The sequence below is a fragment of the Flavobacterium sp. TSSA_36 genome, assembly GCF_051547165.1.
Taxonomy (GTDB): Bacteria; Bacteroidota; Bacteroidia; order Flavobacteriales; family Flavobacteriaceae; genus Flavobacterium.
The window spans coordinates 1-20,070 of record NZ_JBPTTP010000003.1; the positions used below are offsets into that span (position 1 = coordinate 1).

A 20,070-nucleotide genomic window follows, 5' to 3' on the forward strand; every position below is an offset into this window, starting at 1 on the left:
TACTGGTAACGTCACTTTGACAAATGTAACAGTAACTGACAATAATGCTGTGGTAACCGGAGGTCCTATTGCGACATTGGCCGTGGGTGCAACAGACAATACAACGTTTACAGCTACCCACGTGCTAACACAAGTAGATATTGACAAAAGATTTGTATACAATATCGCTTTAGTGAAAGCATTGGATCCAAATGGAAATACTGTACAAGATAATTCTACTGACCTTACTCCATGTGAAAAATGCCCAAGAAGTAATGAATGTAATGATTGTACCATTACGGAATTAGATCAAAACCCAAGCATCGACATCACCAAAGATGGTACTTATGTAGACAGTAACAATGATGGCAAAACCAATGTGGGAGATGTAGTGCGTTATGCTTTTGTAATTAAAAATACTGGTAATGTCACTTTGACAAATGTGACGGTAACTGATAACAATGCAGTAGTAACTGGAGGTCCTATTGCGACATTGGCTGTGGGTGCAACAGACAATACAACGTTTACAGCTGCGCATACCATCACTCAAGACGATATCAATGCTGGAGTGGTGTACAACTTGGCTACTGCAACTGCCAAAGATCCAGAAAACAAAAATGTAACCGATACTTCTTCTGATCCTACGCCTTGCTCTACTTGTCCTAAAAATCCAGAATGTACTGATTGTACCATTACGGAATTGGATCAAACTGCTGGTATTGATTTAGTGAAGACAGCTACGACAGTGAGTTTTAGCAAAGTTGGAGATATTGTAAATTATATTATCACTATTAGAAATACTGGAAATGTAACGCTATACAATGTAAATATTAAAGATCCTTTAACAGGATTAAATACTACACTTGAGTCATTAGCTGTGGGAGTTTCAAAAGAAATTTCACAAAATTATACCATTACTCAAGCGGAGTTAACTAAAGGATCGGTTTACAATAACGCACTGGTAGCTGCTAATGATCCAAATGGAAACCCTGTTAGTGATGAAGATAGTGAGATTGTTGAAGCCAAAAACAATAGCATTGATGCTTTAAATGATACTGCAGGACCTATAGTTGGTGTTAATCAAATTACACCAAACGTACTAAATGTATTTACGAATGACACCTTGAATAATTCAAAATTGCAGCCAAATGAGGTAGTACTTACCACAGATAATTCAAATCCTTATTTACGTTTAAACGAAGATGGATCTGTAGATGTATTAGCTAATGCTCCAGAAGGAACCCTGACTTTGAATTATCAAATTTGTGAGAAATTAAACACTTCGAATTGCGATACAGCCACCATTACAATCACAGTAGTGAAACCTATTATGACGGTCAAAGCGGAATCAATTTGTATCAATGACGTGCCTTATTTACAATATACTGCAACCGCCGTTAATTTTACTCCTCAAAACGGAATCACCCTTACTTGGATGGATCCAAATAATAAAGTAGTGAGCACCATGACAAACTTACCTTTAACTGGACAAGTTTTATGGCCTGGTGCTGAAGTAGATAAAAACGGAAATGGCGTAGACTGGCCAGGCTGGTTACTTGTTGGTAACAAATGGGTAGAAGGAGCTGATGGATTTGAAAACATAAGACCTACTGCCAGCATAACATTTGCATTAAATCCAGAAGTTACTATCGTAGTAAATTATCCTAAAGCGGAACCTTTTTGTACTTCGAGACCAACATTTAAAATTGATGCTGTGGATGACACCTCTGCACCATTAAACGGCCTAAATGCTAACAATAATGTTTTAAATGTATTCAACAATGATAGTTTGAACACTATTATTGTAAATCCTAATGACGTTGATTTAAAAGTTATCACCCCTGACCCAACCGGATATATCACATTAAATCCTGACGGTTCTGTAGATGTTAAAGAAGGAACGCCTTCAGGAACTTACACTTTGGTATATCAAATTTGTGAAAAAGCAGACCAAGGAAATTGCGATACCGCGACAGTGACGATTCCAGTTATTTGTAACAGCACAAAAGTGTATGGCGTGTTGACCAATGAAGACAATAAAACTGTCTTACCAAATGTTCCAATAACATTAAAACCAATAAACGGAACTACAGGGCCAATACTTTTCAGAATTACAAAAGCAGATGGTTCCTATTCATTTAATGACATGGTTCCTGGTGATTATGTATTACAAGTACAAGATGCTAATTTAAATAGCGCCTTAAACTTATTCAATATCAATCCAAGTTTTCTCATTATTAAAGTAGAAAAATGTAATTACTTAAAAAGAGATTTTGGCTATGGAAAAACAGATTTACCTGTATTGGGAGATTTTGTTTGGTATGATTTAAATGGAAATCAAAAACAAGACGAGTGGTATGACGCCAATAATGATGGTTTGGTAACTAAAAACACTCCTGATGCTAACGGAATAATCGATTACAGCAAATGGGAATGGATCGATTTAAATGGTGACGGTAGCTATACTGGAGTGAACAATATTGGAGAATTGAACGCAGCAGGTTTCGGAAACGGATCTACTGATATTCCAAATATATTTGTAACAGGACCTAATGGGTATTCAAGAGAGGTAACAATTGGAGTATTAGGATATTGGAGAACTCGAGGAACTTTAGGAAATTATGGTGAATATAAAGTAGAATTCAAAAAAGAATCTCGATTTGAAGCCGCTTCACAAGCTATGGGTGCCTCCGGATTAGTTAAAATTCTTCCATCTAAAGGAAATAAATCAATTAGTCCAATAGCGAAATCTGATAGTTACATAGATTGTGGAACCACTACCAATGGTGTTTTAACAGCTACTCTAACTAGTAGTAATCCAACTAATTTTGATATGGATTTTGGAGTAAACTGTAAAACATTTGTTGGATTAGATGCCGTTGATGATTCCTATAGCTTAGTACAATGTAGTCAAACTGGCGTTATCGGTAATGTAATAACCAATAATGATCTTTTAAATGGAACTAAAGCTTCAATTGAAAATGTATCCTTCAAAGTTCTAACAGGATCTAACCCATTCATCACCTTTGATACTTCTGGTAATGTATCTGTTTTGAATGGAGTAACTGCTGGAAAATACACATTCACTTATCAAATATGTAATGTTAAATTCCCAACCGATTGTGATGTAGCTACTGTAACTATAGATATAGCGCCAATTGCACCAATTACAATCAATAGCAGCTCTTGTAATGCGGATGCTTCAATTATAGATTTGAATACTTTGTTACCAACGGAGATTGCAAAAAATGGCACTTGGATTGATACCAATAACACCACAAAATTAAATGGAAGTAACTTCTCTCCATTTGGTTTGGCCGTAGGAGATTATCAATTTGAATATAAAATTACATCTGGTGATTGTCCAAGAAGCATCATTATAGCGATGAATGTGAATATTGATTGTAAAGTTTTGGGTTGTGGAAATATAATTGTTCATAATGCCTTCTCACCTAACGGAGATAACATTAACGATGTTTTCAAAATTGAAAATATTGACGACACTATCTGTTACCCAGAAAACACTATCGAAATCTATAATAGATGGGGTGTATTAGTTTTTGATACCAAAAATTATGATAACAATTCTAATGCATTCAATGGATTTTCAAAAGGTAGAACAACAATAAGCCAATCTTCTGGATTACCAACTGGAACTTATTATTATATTTTAACGTATACTTCATTTGATCTCCAAGGAAAACCAGTACAAAACACGAAAAATGGTTATTTGTTTTTATCAAAATAAATTCTAAAATTAATGTCAATTAATTATTTAAAACAAATCACATCGATTAACCTACTGAATTTAAATGAGTTCAAATGCTAAAAAAAGCTATTATGAAAACAAAAATTATCACTTTCATCACCTTTTTACTAGGAATGATAAGTTATGGTCAACAAGATGCCCAGTTTACACAATACATGTACAATACGATCAATATTAATCCTGCTTATGCCGGAAGTCGAGGAGCTATGAGTATTTTTGCTTTGCATCGTACTCAATGGGTTGGACTTGATGGAGCGCCGACAACCAATACGGCTTCAATCAATACACCCATAAATAATAGTAATTTAGGCTTAGGCGTTACTTTTATTAATGATAAAATTGGTCCCACTAATGAAAATACAATTTCAGCTGATTTATCTTATACCATTCCTACCTCTGAGAATTTCAAACTCTCCTTTGGAATGAAAGCTACAGCGAATCTTTTCAATTTAAATGTAGATAAACTCAATCCAGAGAGTCAAGGCGATCCACAATTCCAAAATTTAAACAATGTATTTACTCCAAACATTGGAGCAGGAATCTATTATCATTCAGACAAAGCCTATCTAGGATTATCTGTTCCAAATTTTATTCAAACTAACCGATATGATGATAATGAAGTAGCTGTTTTTAAAGATAAAATCAATTATTACCTGATTGGAGGTTACGTATTTGATTTATCCAGCGATATCAAATTTAAGCCAGCTTTTTTAACCAAACTTGTAGAAGGGGCGCCACTACAGGTAGATGTGTCAGCAAATTTTATGTTCAAAGAAAAAGTGGTAGTCGGATTAGCCTATCGTTGGAGTGCTGCTATGAGTGCCATGGTCGGCTTTCAAGTTACCGACGGCATGTATATTGGTTATGGCTACGATTTAGAAACCACCAATTTAGAGAACTACAATTCTGGATCGCATGAAATTTTCTTGCGCTATGAAATTTTTAAGAACAACAACAAAATTACTACTCCACGTTTCTTCTAAATCTTGATTATGAAAAATTCTATCCTTATCACGATCCTTTCTTTTAGTTTTGTTTGTTGGACTACTCAAGCTCAAAAAGCCAAAGTAGCTTCCGGTGATAAAAAGTATAATAATTTTGCCTATATCGATGCCATACAAACCTATGAACGCGTTGCTTCAAAAGGCTACCAATCGGCAGAAATGTACGAAAAATTAGGGAATGCTTACTATTTCAATTCTGAATTCGAAAAAGCGGCGCAATGGTATCAAAAATTATACGAATTGCAACCAGATTTAGAACCTGAGTATTATTATCGTTATGCTCAATCTCTTAAAGCTTCCGGAAAAGAAAAGGAAGCTGAAAATATATTGCAAAAATTTGAAGGAAAATCAAACCGAGACAGTCGTGGCAAACGTTTACAAAACAACAGTAATTATCTAGTTGAAATCAAAGCTAATATTGGACGATATACAATAGAAAATGCCGGAATTAACTCTAAATATTCCGATTATGGAAGTACCATCATTGACAATAAACTTGTCTTTGCCTCTTCTAGAGATACCGGAAGTGTTGGACAACGCAAACATTCATGGACAGGCGAATATTTTACCAATTTGTATGCCGCAGGGGTTGATGGCGAATTAAATCCTGCTGCTCCATTGCGCTATGATGCTAATGTAAATTCAAAATTTCATGAAGCTACTCCCGTCTTTACTAAAGACGGAACTACAATGTATTTTACACGAAATAACTTTTTGGATGGTAAAAAAGGTAAAGACACTAAAAAAGTGACTTTACTCAAAATTTACAAAGCCACATTAGAAAATAATCGATGGACAAAAATTACCGAATTACCTTTTAATAGTGATAATTTTAGTACAGCACATCCAGCATTGAGTCCAGATGAACAAACACTATATTTTGCTTCTGATAGACCCGGTACCACTGGACAATCCGACCTGTATAAAGTAGCAATCCTCAATAATGGCAGTTATGGTGAACCCATTAATTTAGGACCACAAATCAATACGGAAGGTAGAGAAACCTTTCCTTTTGTAACCAATGACAACCAGTTGTATTTTGCTTCAGATGGACATCCCGGCTTAGGGGGATTAGATGTTTTTACCACAAAAATTAATCCTGACGGAAGCTTCAACGCCATTGAAAATGAGGGTGCAGAAGTGAATTCGCCCAAAGACGATTTTGGCTATTACAGAGATAGTCAAATCAATAGAGGTTTTTTTACCTCAAATCGTGATGGAGGAATAGGCTCAGATGATATCTATAAATTCAAATATCAGGCACGTTGCCAACAACAACTTAAAGGAATAATTACCGAAAGTAAATCTGGAGCAGTAATATCTCAAGCCACAGTTACCCTACTCGACTCACAATACCAAACCATAGCTGAAACCACAACGAATGCCTCTGGAGAATATCGTTTTGATGTCACATGCGGGAAAAATTATAGTGTGAGAGCCTCAAAACCTGATTACAAAACTAATGAAGGAAAAATAACAATTCCTACCACCTCTGGAACTTCACAATTGAACCTTCAATTAGAAAATACCATTTGCCAAGTTGCGATTGGAGATGATTTAGGAAAATGTTTTGGTATTAAAATGATTTATTTTGACTTGGATAAATCCAATATTCGTAAAGAAGCAGCTTTGGACTTAGCCAAAATCTTAGATGTACTAGAGCAAAATCCAAGTATGAAAATTGACATCCGCTCCCATACAGATTGTAGACAAACTGCCAAATACAACATGGCCTTGTCTGACAGAAGAGCCAAAGCAACCATCGCTTGGTTAGTAGCAAAAGGTATCGACAAATCAAGATTAACTGGAAAAGGATATGGTGAAAGTCAATTAGTCAACGATTGCGGTTGTGAACCCACCAATCAATCGAATTGTACCGAGGAACAACACCAAATGAACCGTAGAAGTGAATTTATTATCACTGCGCTTTAAGAATTCTCCTTAATTATTATAAATGCAAAATGCCTCAAAGAAAACTTTTCTTTGGGGCATTTTAATGGATTCACTATGCAAAATAGTGGCAAAAAATACTGCGAAATGCAATATAATGGCGTTATTTCGAAAGTGAAACAGAGTCTTTAGCAACGAATTCTCTAATAAATCAAGAATTACAATAGGTAGATGACATGAACTAGTACCGCTGATGGAATTCGTAACATGCAATTTCGATGACAATTAGTAACGATTGAAGTAATTCGCGTCTAACTTTTTCTTAAAACGAAACCCGAAAAAACTAGTACTAAACATGCTGATAACCACAAAAAAACCGAGCCATTGCTAGCTCGGTTTTAATCTTAATACTTAGTACAAAGTACTTACTACTTATTTAACCTCTTCGAAGTCAACATCTTCAACATTATCTCCTTGTGCTTGTGGCTCAGCAGCAGCTTGACCTTGTTCACCTTGAGCATACATCGCTTCAGTTGCTTTTTTCCAAGCGGCGTTGATGTTATCCAAAGCAGTTTGAATAGCTGGAATGTCTTGAGATTGGTGAGCCATTCTCAATTCAGTTAAAGCGTATTCTACAGCTACTTTGTTCTCATCAGATAATTTATCTCCAAGTTCTTTCAATTGAGATTCTGTTTGGAAGATCATTCCATCTGCTTCGTTCAATTTCTCAGCTCTTTCTCTTGCGATTTTATCTGATTCAGCGTTAGCTTCAGCATCTTTTTTCATTTTCTCAATTTCTTCAGCAGTTAATCCAGAAGAAGCTTCGATACGAATGTCATGAGATTTACCAGTTCCTTTGTCAGTAGCAGATACTTTGATGATACCATTAGCATCAATATCAAAAGTAACTTCAATTTGAGGAACACCTCTTGGTGCTGGTGGAATTCCATCTAAGTGGAAACGACCGATAGTTTTATTATCAGCAGCCATTGCTCTAGCTCCTTGCAATACGTGGATTTCAACAGTTGGTTGAGAATCAGCAGCAGTAGAGAATACTTGTGATTTTTTAGTTGGAATAGTAGTGTTAGACTCGATTAAAGTAGTCATTACACCACCCATAGTCTCGATACCTAAAGATAAAGGCGTAACGTCAAGTAACAATACATCTTTTACATCTCCAGACAATACACCACCTTGAATAGCAGCACCAATTGCTACTACTTCATCAGGGTTCACTCCTTTAGACGCTTTTTTACCAAAGAATTTCTCCACTTCGTCAGCAATTCTTGGCATACGAGTAGAACCTCCTACAAGGATTACTTCATCAATGTCAGAAGTAGACAAACCTGCATCTTTCAATGCTTGTGCTACTGGAGCCATAGAACGTTTTACTAAACTATCAGACAATTTTTCGAATTGTGCTCTAGTTAATTTTTTTACTAAGTGTTTTGGTCCTGAAGCCGTAGCGGTAACGTATGGCAAGTTAATTTCAGTTTCTGCAGAAGAAGACAATTCAATTTTTGCTTTCTCAGCAGCTTCTTTGATACGTTGTAATGACATTGGGTCTAAACGCAAATCAATACCTTCTTCAGATTTGAATTCGTCTGCCAACCAGTCAATGATTACTTGGTCAAAATCATCACCACCTAAGTGTGTATCACCGTTAGTAGACAATACTTCAAAAACTCCGTCTCCTAATTCAAGAACAGAGATATCAAAAGTACCTCCACCTAAATCGTAAACAGCAATTTTTTGATCCGTTCCTTTTTTATCCAATCCGTAAGCCAAAGCCGCAGCAGTTGGTTCGTTGATAATACGCATTACTTTCAAACCAGCGATTTCACCAGCCTCTTTTGTAGCCTGACGTTGTGCATCGTTAAAGTAAGCAGGAACCGTAATAACTGCCTCGGTTACGGTTTGACCTAAATAGTCTTCAGCAGTTTTTTTCATTTTTTGAAGTGTCATTGCAGACAATTCTTGAGCAGTGTATAAACGACCATCAATATCCACACGTGGTGTATTGTTGTCCCCTTTTACTACTGTGTAAGGAACTCTTTTTGCCTCTTCTTGAGTTTCAGCAAAAGTGTGTCCCATAAAACGTTTGATAGAAGCAATAGTCTTAGTTGGATTAGTTACTGCTTGTCTTTTTGCAGGATCACCTACTTTAATTTCTCCACCTTCTACAAAAGCGATGATAGATGGCGTTGTTCTTTTTCCCTCTGCGTTAGGAATAACAACTGCTTCATTACCTTCCATTACAGAAACACAAGAGTTGGTCGTACCTAAATCAATTCCGATTATTTTACCCATTTTTATTATATTTAATTTTTATTGTATACTTATTTTAACAACTCGAGGTCGGTAAGTCAAGGACTGTGCCAAGCCGATGTCAGTCTATAAATTGTCAGTTTGCCCCAAAAATGGCGGAAAAAAATATGACAAGATGACATTTTTAAATCGAAAATTTTAAATCGAAAGTGACAAATTAGATTCTATCTTTTCTCAATATTTTAATTCTAAAATCCTTTATACGCAATTCTGAATTGAGTAGCTACTAAAAAAAGGGACATACCGTTTTCATCATTAAGATTTGTGATACTTTGCATTAAAACCAGAATTTTTAAATCACTACAGTTTTAAAAAACATAGAAATCTACACGTATATTAGTACGAAAAAAAAGCTTTTTTGATGATTTGTAAGAAAAAAATAATATTTTTGAAAAACAAATAAGCCAAACAAACCTTAGTCTATCCACCCGAATTTTAAGGTATATACGAAATTTTGTTTCACCAAAACACTAGCTATAAGCTACTTGTGCAGAAATAACGGAATTTTTAGCAATTTTAAAGAAAAAACTATGAATGAACAACAAAAGTGCATCGAACTCTTACAAAGAGGATTACATCATAAAAGAAATGGAAATTTAGAAGAAGCTCTGAATTGTTATGGCAAAGCATTTAATGAATATCCATATAATAAAGATATTTACAAAAATTGCGCTAAAATCTATATGGCAGTAGGTCACCCACAACACGCAATGCGAAATTTACTAACATACGCACAATTGACAATTAACAATGGAAATATGAATATGGAAGCTTATGATTTCGCAGTGCCTTTTTACAATTGGTCAGGGCAACTAAATAATCATATTCGAGTTCAAAAAAATATTGTACAAACGGCTGTTGTACAAAATTTTAATTTGGCAAAAGTTGTAGCTGACCTAAATTTGACTTTTCAAGCAGGATTTTGTTTTATCTTAATAAACCGTTTAAACTTAACAAGCATTCAAATACCGCCAAATCTTTTGAATAATTATATGAAATCTCTTTTAGGACAAGAAACAGATGGTCCTACATTAGCAGATACAAATTATGCTCCAATGGTTAGAGCTATCGGATTGTCTTATTTATTAGTAAACTTTATTACTAATCCAAATATAGGAATTGATGAATTAATTGATGTTTATTTAGCCGAAGATTTTGAGTTAGATAATTTTTAAAAAGTAGTGCATAAACAATTGTTATCAGTAATCATTGTAATATTCCTGAATTTAGTGGAATTGTCAACTGTCATCAATCTTTTATTAAATCGAAACTTGAAAGTTACAATACGCCAACAGAGGTATAAAAGTTAAAGATTTTTTATGAAAAACATATCAGAAATAAAGAAAAAAAAGGACAAATTCAAACTTATATACTACATCCTAATAGTCATTAATATTCTATTGTTCATATTATCAATCTATCAATTTATCTTAAGCGATAATAAAATTTTACTTGACCGTTTCTTTATTATTTTGGTTATTGCGAATATTACTATACTTTATCTAACCTATAATATATATGATAAATACAATTTTCTAAAATATCAATTCGAACATTTCAATAATTTAAACAAATAAAAATACGCAATATTCAGAAAATTCAAGTAAAGAAAAAAAAGTTTTTGTTCATTGTCCGAGTTGTGGATATAAATTTTCTCACGTAATTTCAATAAGCGGTACTTCAACTGGAGGAATTGGAGGTGTGATTGCTGGAGCAATAGCTGGCGCAAAAATTGGAATTGCTGGCGGACCATTTGGTGCAATTGCTGGTACTATTCCTGGTGCAATTTTAGGAGGTGTTTTTGGGAAAAATATTGGTAAAGGATTTGACAATCCAAGATGCCCGAATTGTTCAACAAAATTTTCAGTACCAACTAATTTAAAATAAAAATTAGTTGGTTGCTTATAGCTATACAAAAAAGTTAATTTATAAGAACTATTCACAAGGTGTTTTATCATTTACTTTATAGTGAGAAATAAAATGTTAGAAAATACGAAACGAAAATAGAAGCGTGAAATTGGAACCTGCCAACAGAAACTTTAAAATTTGTGGTTTGTAATTTGGAAAAAACAAGCAGAATATAACCGCCGTTTGGCAATATGCGGGTTTTGGCTTAATTTGAAGTTGGTTTTGTACTTCGAAAATTAGTCTTTAACCGAAAGTCTAGACTTCCTTAGTCCGCCACTTCGCCAAGTGGACAAACGTTGATGTCTATATTTAAACGAAACTGGAAAATGGAACTATAATTAAAAAAAAACAAAAAATATGGGAAGATTAGGATTCGAAGATTTTTTATTTTTAGCTGTAATAATTTATATTATTTGGTATTTTACTAAAGCTAAATCAAAGAGAAAAGAAGAAAATAGTGTAATTGAATTTGATAGAGCAATAAAAAATTCAGAGAAAATGATTTCACATAATGTAACAAAGGCCAAAAAGTATGTAGAAAAGAAAATAAGTCTATCATATTTGACAGGCTGTAATTGGGTTTTACAAAATAATGATTCCAATATACTATACACATTTAGAAATAATGGAGAGTTATTAATTACGATAAATGGAATAGTAGAAAAATGCAGTTATGAACTCATAATTGACAACAATAGCATTCTTATAACAAAAGGTGATATTACAGAACTATACTATATTACAAATGTACAGAATGATTTGCTCTATATAAATAGAGTTTCAAATAATGAAATTTTGATGTTTCTAAATCAAACGAAATTTAAAGATGCTGTTAAAAAAATTTTTTTAAATAACTAATTAATACTGCCACCAATCGAGTAGATGGCTCCGCTAGAAACTAACGGACTGCACCTCCCACACCACCAAACCCTTCGACCTTGCTCAAGATAAACCTAGCAATTCATCCCGATAAAAATTAGGATTGTCAAGAGTCATTTTTCTTCTAAACTACTTATTTGTAGTTGCTGTCGGAAATTTCTGAAATGTGTTGCATGTTTAAAAATAGGATACTACTGTTTTAACAGAGTTCTTTTACTATATTTATTCGAAACCAAAAGATTTTTTTTCACAGACACAAAGTTGATATAGTTGAAGAACAAACTCAAAAAAAATCTAATATAAATCAACTCAATTAACAAATCTAAAGAGCTACTTTATAGATGAAAAAATTCTTAAAGGACATATAATAGTAAACTCTGTAATGATGAAATTGATAGCTTTTTCCAAGAAAAAAGAAAAGATTTTTTCAAGCGCCAAAATAACTTCTTGTTGAAAAGAGCTATCGAAAGAAAGTTCGAAATTATTAGCGAAGAGTAAACAAAATAATAACTCGAGACCATTCTTTTCCTGAAAAATCAGTACTGCAAAAGCCATTAGTATTAAGAAATCAAGTTTTTCATGTTATGACAAGAATCGGGACAATAGATTACTTGGCGTTCGTACCTGATACAAATAGTTAATAATTAATTCCAACTTTAACACCAACAGAACTATATTTTTCGTCTATTAGCTGACAGTGGATTTTACTAGGAATGATATTTGTTTATAACTAGTAAATCAGTAAATTTACAATTAATAAAACGATATCATATGGACGACAATTTTTCACCTAGAGTAAAAGATGTTATTACGTACAGCAAAGAAGAAGCCCTAAGATTAGGCCATGACTTTATTGGTACTGAGCATTTAATGTTAGGTATTTTGAGAGATGGAAACGGGAAAGCGATCCATATTTTAAACAGTTTGGATGTAGATCTAGACCATTTGCGCCGAAAAGTAGAAATTCTTAGCCCATCAAGTCCTGTGAGTCTTGAAATACATCTCGAAAAAAAGAACCTTCACTTAACCCGACAAGCCGAACGTGCTTTAAAAACCACATTCCTTGAAGCCAAAGTTTTTCAAAGCACTTCCATTAGTACGGCACATCTTTTATTATGCATTTTAAGAAATGAGAATGATCCCACAACAAAGCTACTCAATAAGCTAAAAATAGATTATGACGTAGCTAAAGAACACTACTTAAATATGACTCCAAACGAAAATGATTTCATAGACAACCTCCCTAAAAACGAATCCTATAACGAAGATTCAAGTCAAGATGACAGTTTTAAAGAAGGTAATTTCAACAACCCTGTCAGTAAATCTAATAAAAAATCTAAAACTCCTGTTTTGGATAATTTTGGGAGAGATTTAACTGAAATGGCCGAGGAAGGCAAATTAGATCCCGTTGTGGGGCGCGAAAAAGAGATTGAACGTGTTTCACAAATTTTAAGCCGACGCAAAAAAAACAACCCTCTATTGATTGGGGAACCTGGAGTGGGTAAATCTGCCATTGCAGAAGGCTTAGCTTTACGTATCATTCAGAAAAAAGTATCTCGTATTTTATTCAACAAACGTGTGGTTACCCTTGATTTAGCCAGCCTAGTGGCAGGAACTAAATACCGTGGTCAATTTGAAGAACGCATGAAAGCCGTAATGAACGAATTGGAAAAAAACGATGATATCATTCTATTTATAGACGAAATTCATACTATTGTAGGTGCTGGTGGCGCCACAGGTTCATTGGATGCTTCCAACATGTTTAAACCTGCCTTAGCTAGAGGTGAAATTCAATGTATTGGAGCCACTACCTTAGACGAATACCGTCAATATATTGAAAAAGATGGTGCTTTGGAACGACGTTTTCAAAAAGTAATTGTAGAACCTACCTCAGTAGAAGAAACGATTACCATTTTGAACAATATTAAAGATAAATATGAAGCACACCATAATGTTACCTATTCCCCTGAAGCGATAGAGGCTTGTGTAAAATTAACAGATCGTTATATGTCTGAACGCTTTTTGCCAGACAAAGCCATTGATGCGTTAGACGAGGCAGGCTCTAGAGTTCACATTACTAATATTGATGTTCCAAAGCAAATTTTAGATTTAGAACGTCAATTAGAAGAGGTGCGTGAATTAAAAAATTTGGTAGTTAAGAAACAAAAATATGAAGAAGCTGCGAAATTACGTGATGACGAAAAACGAATTGAAAAAGATTTAGCCATCGCACAAGAACAATGGGAAGAAGATTCTAAAAACAATAGAATTAATGTTACAGAGGATAATGTGGCCGACGTAGTATCAATGATGACCGGGATTCCTGTAAACAGAATTGCTCAAACTGAAAGCAACAAACTCTCCAAACTACCCGAACTGATTCAAAATAAAGTTATCGGACAAAACGAAGCTGTTTTAAAAATCGCTCGTTCCATACAGAGAAACAGAGCAGGATTAAAAGATCCTAATAAACCGATTGGTTCTTTTATTTTCTTAGGTCAAACAGGAGTTGGAAAAACACAATTAGCCAAAGTACTCGCCAAAGAATTATTTGACTCAGAAGATGCTTTAATTCGAATAGATATGAGCGAATACATGGAAAAATTCGCCATTTCTAGATTAGTGGGAGCACCTCCAGGCTATGTAGGTTATGAAGAAGGAGGGCAATTAACCGAAAAAGTTAGAAGAAAACCCTATTGTGTTGTTTTATTAGATGAAATTGAAAAAGCACATCCTGATGTTTTTAACATGATGTTACAGGTGTTAGATGATGGTTACCTAACCGACAGTTTAGGACGTAAAATTGATTTTAAAAACACCATTATCATCATGACCTCAAATGTGGGGGCTAGACAACTAAAGGATTTTGGCCAAGGAGTCGGTTTTGGAACAGCTGCCAAAGTAGCTCAAGCTGAAGACCATTCGAAAAGTGTGATTGAGAATGCCTTGAAAAAAACTTTTGCGCCCGAGTTTCTAAACAGAATTGATGACGTGATTGTGTTCAATACCTTAGAAAAATCAGATATTGATTTGATTATCGAAATTGAATTGAAAAAACTTTTCGCTAGAATTAATGATTTAGGATACACGTTAAATCTTTCAGCAACTGCCAAATCATTTATTGCAGATAAAGGTTTTGATAAGCAATTTGGAGCAAGACCTCTAAAAAGAGCCATACAAAAATATGTCGAAGATGCTTTAGCTGAAGAGATTATCACTTCTAAAATCAGCGTTGGAGATGAAATATTCATGGATTTAGAAGAAGGAGCTACTGAATTAAAAGTAACCATCAATAAAGCTGAAAAAACTAACAATCAGTAAATTACAGCATTCAACCTACTTTTAGCCCGTTGCTTTTTTTTAAACGCAACGGGCTAATTATTTGTTTTAAATTAACATTTATAAAAAAACAAAAAGTTAATTTTGATATTTATTTAATACAACTCCAATATGCTACAAAACAAATTAATTCTTGGCAGTGAAGAATGGTGTGCTTTTCCTGAACTTAATATCCCTACCATCAAAGCAAGGGTCGATTCTGGAGCAAAAACGTCCGCTTTACACGCTATAAACATTGCTCCTTTTATTAAGAATGATAGTAATTGGGTCAAATTTGATATCAATCCGATTCAAAATAACAACAAAACAGTCATTCATTGCGAAGCACCTCTTGTAGACAAACGCATTGTTAAAAGTTCGAGCGGATACCGAGAACAACGCTATGTGATTCAAACACTTCTAAAAATTGGAGACGATACTTGGACCATCGAAATGACGTTGACCAACAGAGATTCTATGGGATTTCGCATGTTGCTAGGCAGAGAAGCCATGAGTGGACGCGTTTTAGTAGATCCTGAACAGCAATATTTATTAGGCCAACCCTCTTCTGAAAGTTTAAAAGAATTATATAAAAATTCAGAAAAAGCAAACTCTGGGCTACGGATTGGTGTTCTGGCCAGTAATCCCGAATTATATAGTAACAAACGAATCATGGAAGCCGGAGAAATGAGAGGTCATGAAATGCATTTTTTGAATATCAAAGAATGTTACATGAAATTAGATGCTAAAACTCCTGAAATTCATTATCGAGGAGGAAAAATTTTAAATCAATTTGATGCGATCATTCCAAGAATTCGACCCAGTATAACTTTTTATGGCTGTGCTTTAACCCGACAATTCGAAGCTTTAAAAGTCTTTTGCTTGAATTCATCAACAGCCATCACGCAATCAAGAGACAAACTTTTTTCGTTGCAACTATTACTGAACAATGGAGTAGACATCCCTACAACTGGCTTCGCAAATTCGCCTTTAGACACAGATGATTTAATCAAAATGGTGGGCGGTTCTCCATTAATTGTTAAATTACTTGAAGGAACTCAAGGAAAAGGAGTTGTGTTAGCCGAAACGAAAAAAGCAGCCGAAAGTGTAATCAATGCTTTTAAAAGTTTAAATGCAAACATTCTTGTACAAGAATTTATCAAAGAAGCCAATGGAAAGGACATTCGTTGTTTTGTCATTGACGGGAAAGTAGTCGCTGCCATTCAAAGAGAAGCTATGCCTGGAGAATTCAGAGCTAACATCCATTTAGGAGGTACCGCATCAATCATCAAAGTAACAAGTGAAGAAAAGAAAATAGCCATAAAAGCAGCCAAAGCTATGGATTTGAAAGTCGCTGGAGTGGATATTATTCGTTCTTCTAAAGGACCTTTATTATTAGAAGTTAACTCTTCACCCGGACTTGAGGGAATCGAAGGCGCCACGAATAAAGATATCGCAGGAGAAATGATCAAAGCCATAGAAAAGAACTTTAGAAGTAAACCCATACTTTAACAAAACCATAACAAGTAGTACCACTACTCCATTAACTTAGGATTTAGTTCCAATGGTTAATGGAGTTTTTTTTGAAACATCAAATTCAAATAAAATTAATCTTTATAGGGTTAAATAAATCTTAACATCTCAAAAATGCATCTTGAATACGTTAAATTTTAGCCGTAAAAAGTTCATTAAATAAAAAAAAAATGCGATTGCCATGCTTATTTTTAAGTGAATTAAAAATTATAGGCAAGATTTCTCATAACTTCAAAAAGGCTTTACAAAGCACCAAAAAAATCGTAAATTTGAGAATATTGATAGTTAATATTAAGAATAAAAGAATCTTACAAAAATAAACTTAATAACCATGGAAATTTTAAAGAACACTAAATCGTTTGTAGAAGGAAACTGGAATACGGCAATTGATGTCTATGATTTTGTTGTAAAAAACATAACACCTTATGAGGGCAATGCAGATTTCTTGTCGGGACCTTCATCTAAAACTACAAAGTTATGGGATGCCTGTAAAGTACAATTATTAAAAGAAAGACAAAACAACGGTTGTTTGGGCATTGATACTGAAACAATTTCAAACATTACTGCTTTTGGACCTGGTTATATTGATAAAGAAAATGAGACTATTGTTGGTTTACAAACTGACATGATGCTAAAAAGAGCTATGAAGCCTTTTGGTGGTATCAAATTAGTTGAAAATGCGGTAAAAGAAAAAGGATTAGAGGTTTCTGCACGTGTTTCTGATATATTTAACTATGCCAAGGATCATAATCAGGCTGTTTTTGATGCTTATGATGCTGAAATTAAAACCTTCCGTTCAAAACACGTTTTAACTGGATTACCAGATAATTATGCAAGAGGTAGAATTATCGGTGATTTCAGACGTTTACCATTATATGGAGCTGACGCTTTAATTCAAGCTAAAAAAGCTGATTTCGCCAATGTAACAGGTGAAATGAGCGAACACAAAGTGCGTTTAAGAGAAGAAATCACTAGCCAAATCAAAGCACTACAGGATATTAAAACCATGGCACAGTCTTATGGTATTGACATTTCTAAGCCTGCGGTATCAGCTTACGAAGCGGTACAATTTACTTATTTAGCGTATTTAAGCGCCGTAAAAGAACAAGACGGTGCAGCTATGTCATTAGGTAACGTTTCTTCTTTTATTGATATCTACATTCAAAGAGATTTAGAATCTGGATTAATAACAGAGGAAGACGCTCAAGAATTCATTGACCAATTCGTAATGAAATTGAGAATTGTGCGTCATTTACGTCCAGGAGCCTATGATGAAATTTTTGGTGGAGACCCAACTTGGGTAACTGAGGCTATCGGTGGACAATTCCACGACGGAAGAACGAAAGTGACTAAAACTTCTTTCCGATTCCTTCAAACACTTTACAATTTAGGCGCCTCTCCAGAGCCCAACTTAACCATTCTTTGGTCACAAAACCTTCCAAAAGGATTTAAAGAATTCTGTGCTCAAGTATCTATTGACACTTCTTCTTTGCAATATGAGAATGATGACTTAATGAAATCCAATAGAGGGTCTGATGACTACGGAATTGCTTGTTGCGTGTCTTACCAAAAAATCGGAAAATCGATCCAACACTTTGGAGCGCGTGCCAACTTGCCAAAAGCGCTTTTACTGTCTCTTAATGGAGGTCGAGAAGAAGCTCACGGAGCTTTAGTGATCAACAATATTCCTGAAATGACTGATGAAGTCTTAGATTATGATAAGGTTATGACTTCATTCAAAACAACAATGGCTGAAGTAGCAAGAGTTTACGCCAAATCAATGTACATCATTCACTATATGCATGATAAATACTATTATGAAAGAGCACAAATGGCTTTGATTGATAGTGATCCAGAAATTGATATTGCCTACGGAGCTGCAGGTATTTCAATTATCGCTGACTCGTTATCTGCAATTAAATATGCCAAAGTAAAACCAATTAGAAACGAACAAGGATTAACGGTTGATTTTAGCATTGAAGGCGACTTCCCTAAATTCGGAAATGATGATAATCGTGTAGACGATATTGCTATTGAGATTACCAATATTTTTATAAATGAATTAAGAAAGCACAAAACGTACAAAAACGCTACTCCTACCCTATCTTTACTTACTATTACCTCTAACGTAATGTACGGAACGAATACCGGTGCAACTCCAGATGGTAGAAAAGGTGGAGAAGCTTTTGCACCAGGAGCCAATCCAATGCACGGAAGAGATGTTAACGGTGCGATTGCATCTTTAAATTCTGTAAGTAAATTAGATTACAATGATGCTCAAGATGGAATTTCATACACCTTTTCAATGGTTCCCAAATCATTAGGAACTACAAAAGAAGATCAAGTAACCAATTTAACTACTACTTTGGATGCTTATTTTGGTAGAGAAGCACATCATTTAAATGTAAACGTGTTGAACAGAGAAACACTTATGGATGCTTATGAAAATCCAGAAAACTATCCTCAATTAACGATTCGCGTGTCAGGATATGCTGTAAACTTCGTGCGTTTGTCTAAAGCACATCAATTGGAGGTGATTAGCAGAACTTTCCACGAAAGAATGTAAGTAGATGTCAAATTATAATTTATAAATAATTAAATTTAAACCTGTTTAGAGTTCACTTCTAAACAGGTTTTTTTACTACTAAAACAGAAACTTATGTATTTTCCCGAACAATCCAATCATGATGAGGCCTTAAACATAAATAATATAGAATCCCTCAGAATTCATTCCTTAGAAACTTTTGGAACTCACGATGGACCCGGTATTCGAATGGTAGTTTTTGTTCAAGGTTGTCAATTTCGTTGTTTGTATTGCCAAAATCCAGATACGTTAGACATCCACGGAGGAAAATTTATTACCATTCAGGAATTAATTGAAAAAGCTGAAAATCAAAAGTTGTTTTTTGGAACTACAGGCGGCGTCACCGTATCCGGCGGGGAACCTTTATTACAAAGAGCAAAATTAATTCCGTTTTTTGATAAATTACACAAGAAAGGAATTCATACTTGCTTGGATACAAATGGCCGCGTTTTAGACGATCAAACCAAGGAATTATTAGACAAAACAGATATTTTATTGTTAGATGTAAAACACATCAATAATGATTGGCACAAAAAATTAACAGGTTTAAAAAACAAAACCACCCTCAAAGTTGCTCAATATCGAGAAGAAACTGGTAACCCCATGTGGTTAAGATATGTTTTAGTACCCGGATGGACAGATCAAGAAGCGTATTTACACGAATGGGGCCAGTATTTTACCAATTTTAAAACAGTTGAAAAAGTCGAAATCATTCCTTTTCATCAAATGGGAAAACACAAATGGGATTTATTAAATTTTGAATATGCCTTAGCAGACGTTGCTTCTCCTTCAGAGGAAACCATTGCTAAAGCTGAGACCATTTTTAATCAATACTTCAAAAATGTTTTAGTAAGATAAACACTTTATTAAAACAAAAT

11 protein-coding genes are annotated in these 20,070 nt (G+C 34.4%); 9 read left to right on the forward strand and 2 right to left on the reverse strand.

Annotation, left to right across the window (positions count from 1 at the left end; genetic code table 11):
- The 3 genes from ACSVH7_RS06645 to ACSVH7_RS06655 form a co-directional block, all read left to right on the forward strand.
- The coding region (locus tag ACSVH7_RS06645) for a DUF7507 domain-containing protein (protein ID WP_438065939.1) at positions 1 to 3,727 on the forward strand (3,727 nt) is incomplete at its 5' end.
- A gap of 92 nt (positions 3,728 to 3,819) precedes the next feature.
- Positions 3,820 to 4,731 (forward strand): PorP/SprF family type IX secretion system membrane protein, encoded by a 912-nt coding sequence (locus tag ACSVH7_RS06650; protein WP_438065940.1) that lies wholly within the window; start codon positions 3,820 to 3,822, stop codon positions 4,729 to 4,731.
- Between the two features lie 9 nt (positions 4,732 to 4,740).
- The gene (locus ACSVH7_RS06655) at positions 4,741 to 6,684 is read left to right on the forward strand and encodes an OmpA family protein (protein WP_438065941.1); all 1,944 of its coding nucleotides are present in this window, start codon (positions 4,741 to 4,743) and stop codon (positions 6,682 to 6,684) included.
- Positions 6,685 to 7,074: 390 nt separating this feature from the next.
- On the opposite strand, the gene dnaK is transcribed toward ACSVH7_RS06655, so the two are convergent.
- Positions 7,075 to 8,952 (reverse strand): molecular chaperone DnaK, encoded by a 1,878-nt coding sequence (gene dnaK / locus ACSVH7_RS06660; protein ID WP_438065942.1) that lies wholly within the window; start codon positions 8,950 to 8,952, stop codon positions 7,075 to 7,077.
- 548 nt (positions 8,953 to 9,500) lie between these two features.
- Here dnaK and ACSVH7_RS06665 point away from each other — a divergent pair.
- Positions 9,501 to 10,145 (forward strand): tetratricopeptide repeat protein, encoded by a 645-nt coding sequence (locus ACSVH7_RS06665; protein ID WP_438065943.1) that lies wholly within the window; start codon positions 9,501 to 9,503, stop codon positions 10,143 to 10,145.
- A gap of 480 nt (positions 10,146 to 10,625) precedes the next feature.
- On the opposite strand, the gene ACSVH7_RS06670 is transcribed toward ACSVH7_RS06665, so the two are convergent.
- Complete coding sequence (locus ACSVH7_RS06670; RefSeq protein WP_438065944.1) at positions 10,626 to 10,928, reverse strand: hypothetical protein; 303 nt, start codon at positions 10,926 to 10,928, stop codon at positions 10,626 to 10,628.
- A gap of 307 nt (positions 10,929 to 11,235) precedes the next feature.
- Here ACSVH7_RS06670 and ACSVH7_RS06675 point away from each other — a divergent pair, with 307 nt between their 5' ends.
- The 5 genes from ACSVH7_RS06675 (at position 11,236) to pflA (ending at position 20,050) form a co-directional block, all read left to right on the forward strand.
- Positions 11,236 to 11,736 carry a hypothetical protein gene (locus tag ACSVH7_RS06675; protein WP_438065945.1) on the forward strand — a complete coding sequence of 167 codons (501 nt, stop codon included), beginning with the start codon at positions 11,236 to 11,238 and terminating at the stop codon, positions 11,734 to 11,736.
- Positions 11,737 to 12,528: 792 nt separating this feature from the next.
- Positions 12,529 to 15,078, forward strand: a complete 2,550-nt coding sequence (locus tag ACSVH7_RS06680; protein WP_438065946.1) for an ATP-dependent Clp protease ATP-binding subunit — start codon at positions 12,529 to 12,531, stop codon at positions 15,076 to 15,078.
- 129 nt (positions 15,079 to 15,207) lie between these two features.
- Positions 15,208 to 16,587, forward strand: coding sequence for a 30S ribosomal protein S6--L-glutamate ligase (rimK, locus tag ACSVH7_RS06685; protein WP_438065947.1), 1,380 nt, complete (start codon positions 15,208 to 15,210; stop codon positions 16,585 to 16,587).
- A 352-nt stretch (positions 16,588 to 16,939) separates the two neighbouring features.
- The gene (gene pflB, locus ACSVH7_RS06690) at positions 16,940 to 19,174 is read left to right on the forward strand and encodes a formate C-acetyltransferase (protein WP_438065948.1); all 2,235 of its coding nucleotides are present in this window, start codon (positions 16,940 to 16,942) and stop codon (positions 19,172 to 19,174) included.
- A 93-nt stretch (positions 19,175 to 19,267) separates the two neighbouring features.
- The gene (gene pflA / locus ACSVH7_RS06695) at positions 19,268 to 20,050 is read left to right on the forward strand and encodes a pyruvate formate-lyase-activating protein (RefSeq protein WP_438065949.1); all 783 of its coding nucleotides are present in this window, start codon (positions 19,268 to 19,270) and stop codon (positions 20,048 to 20,050) included.
- Positions 20,051 to 20,070 lie beyond the last annotated feature (20 nt).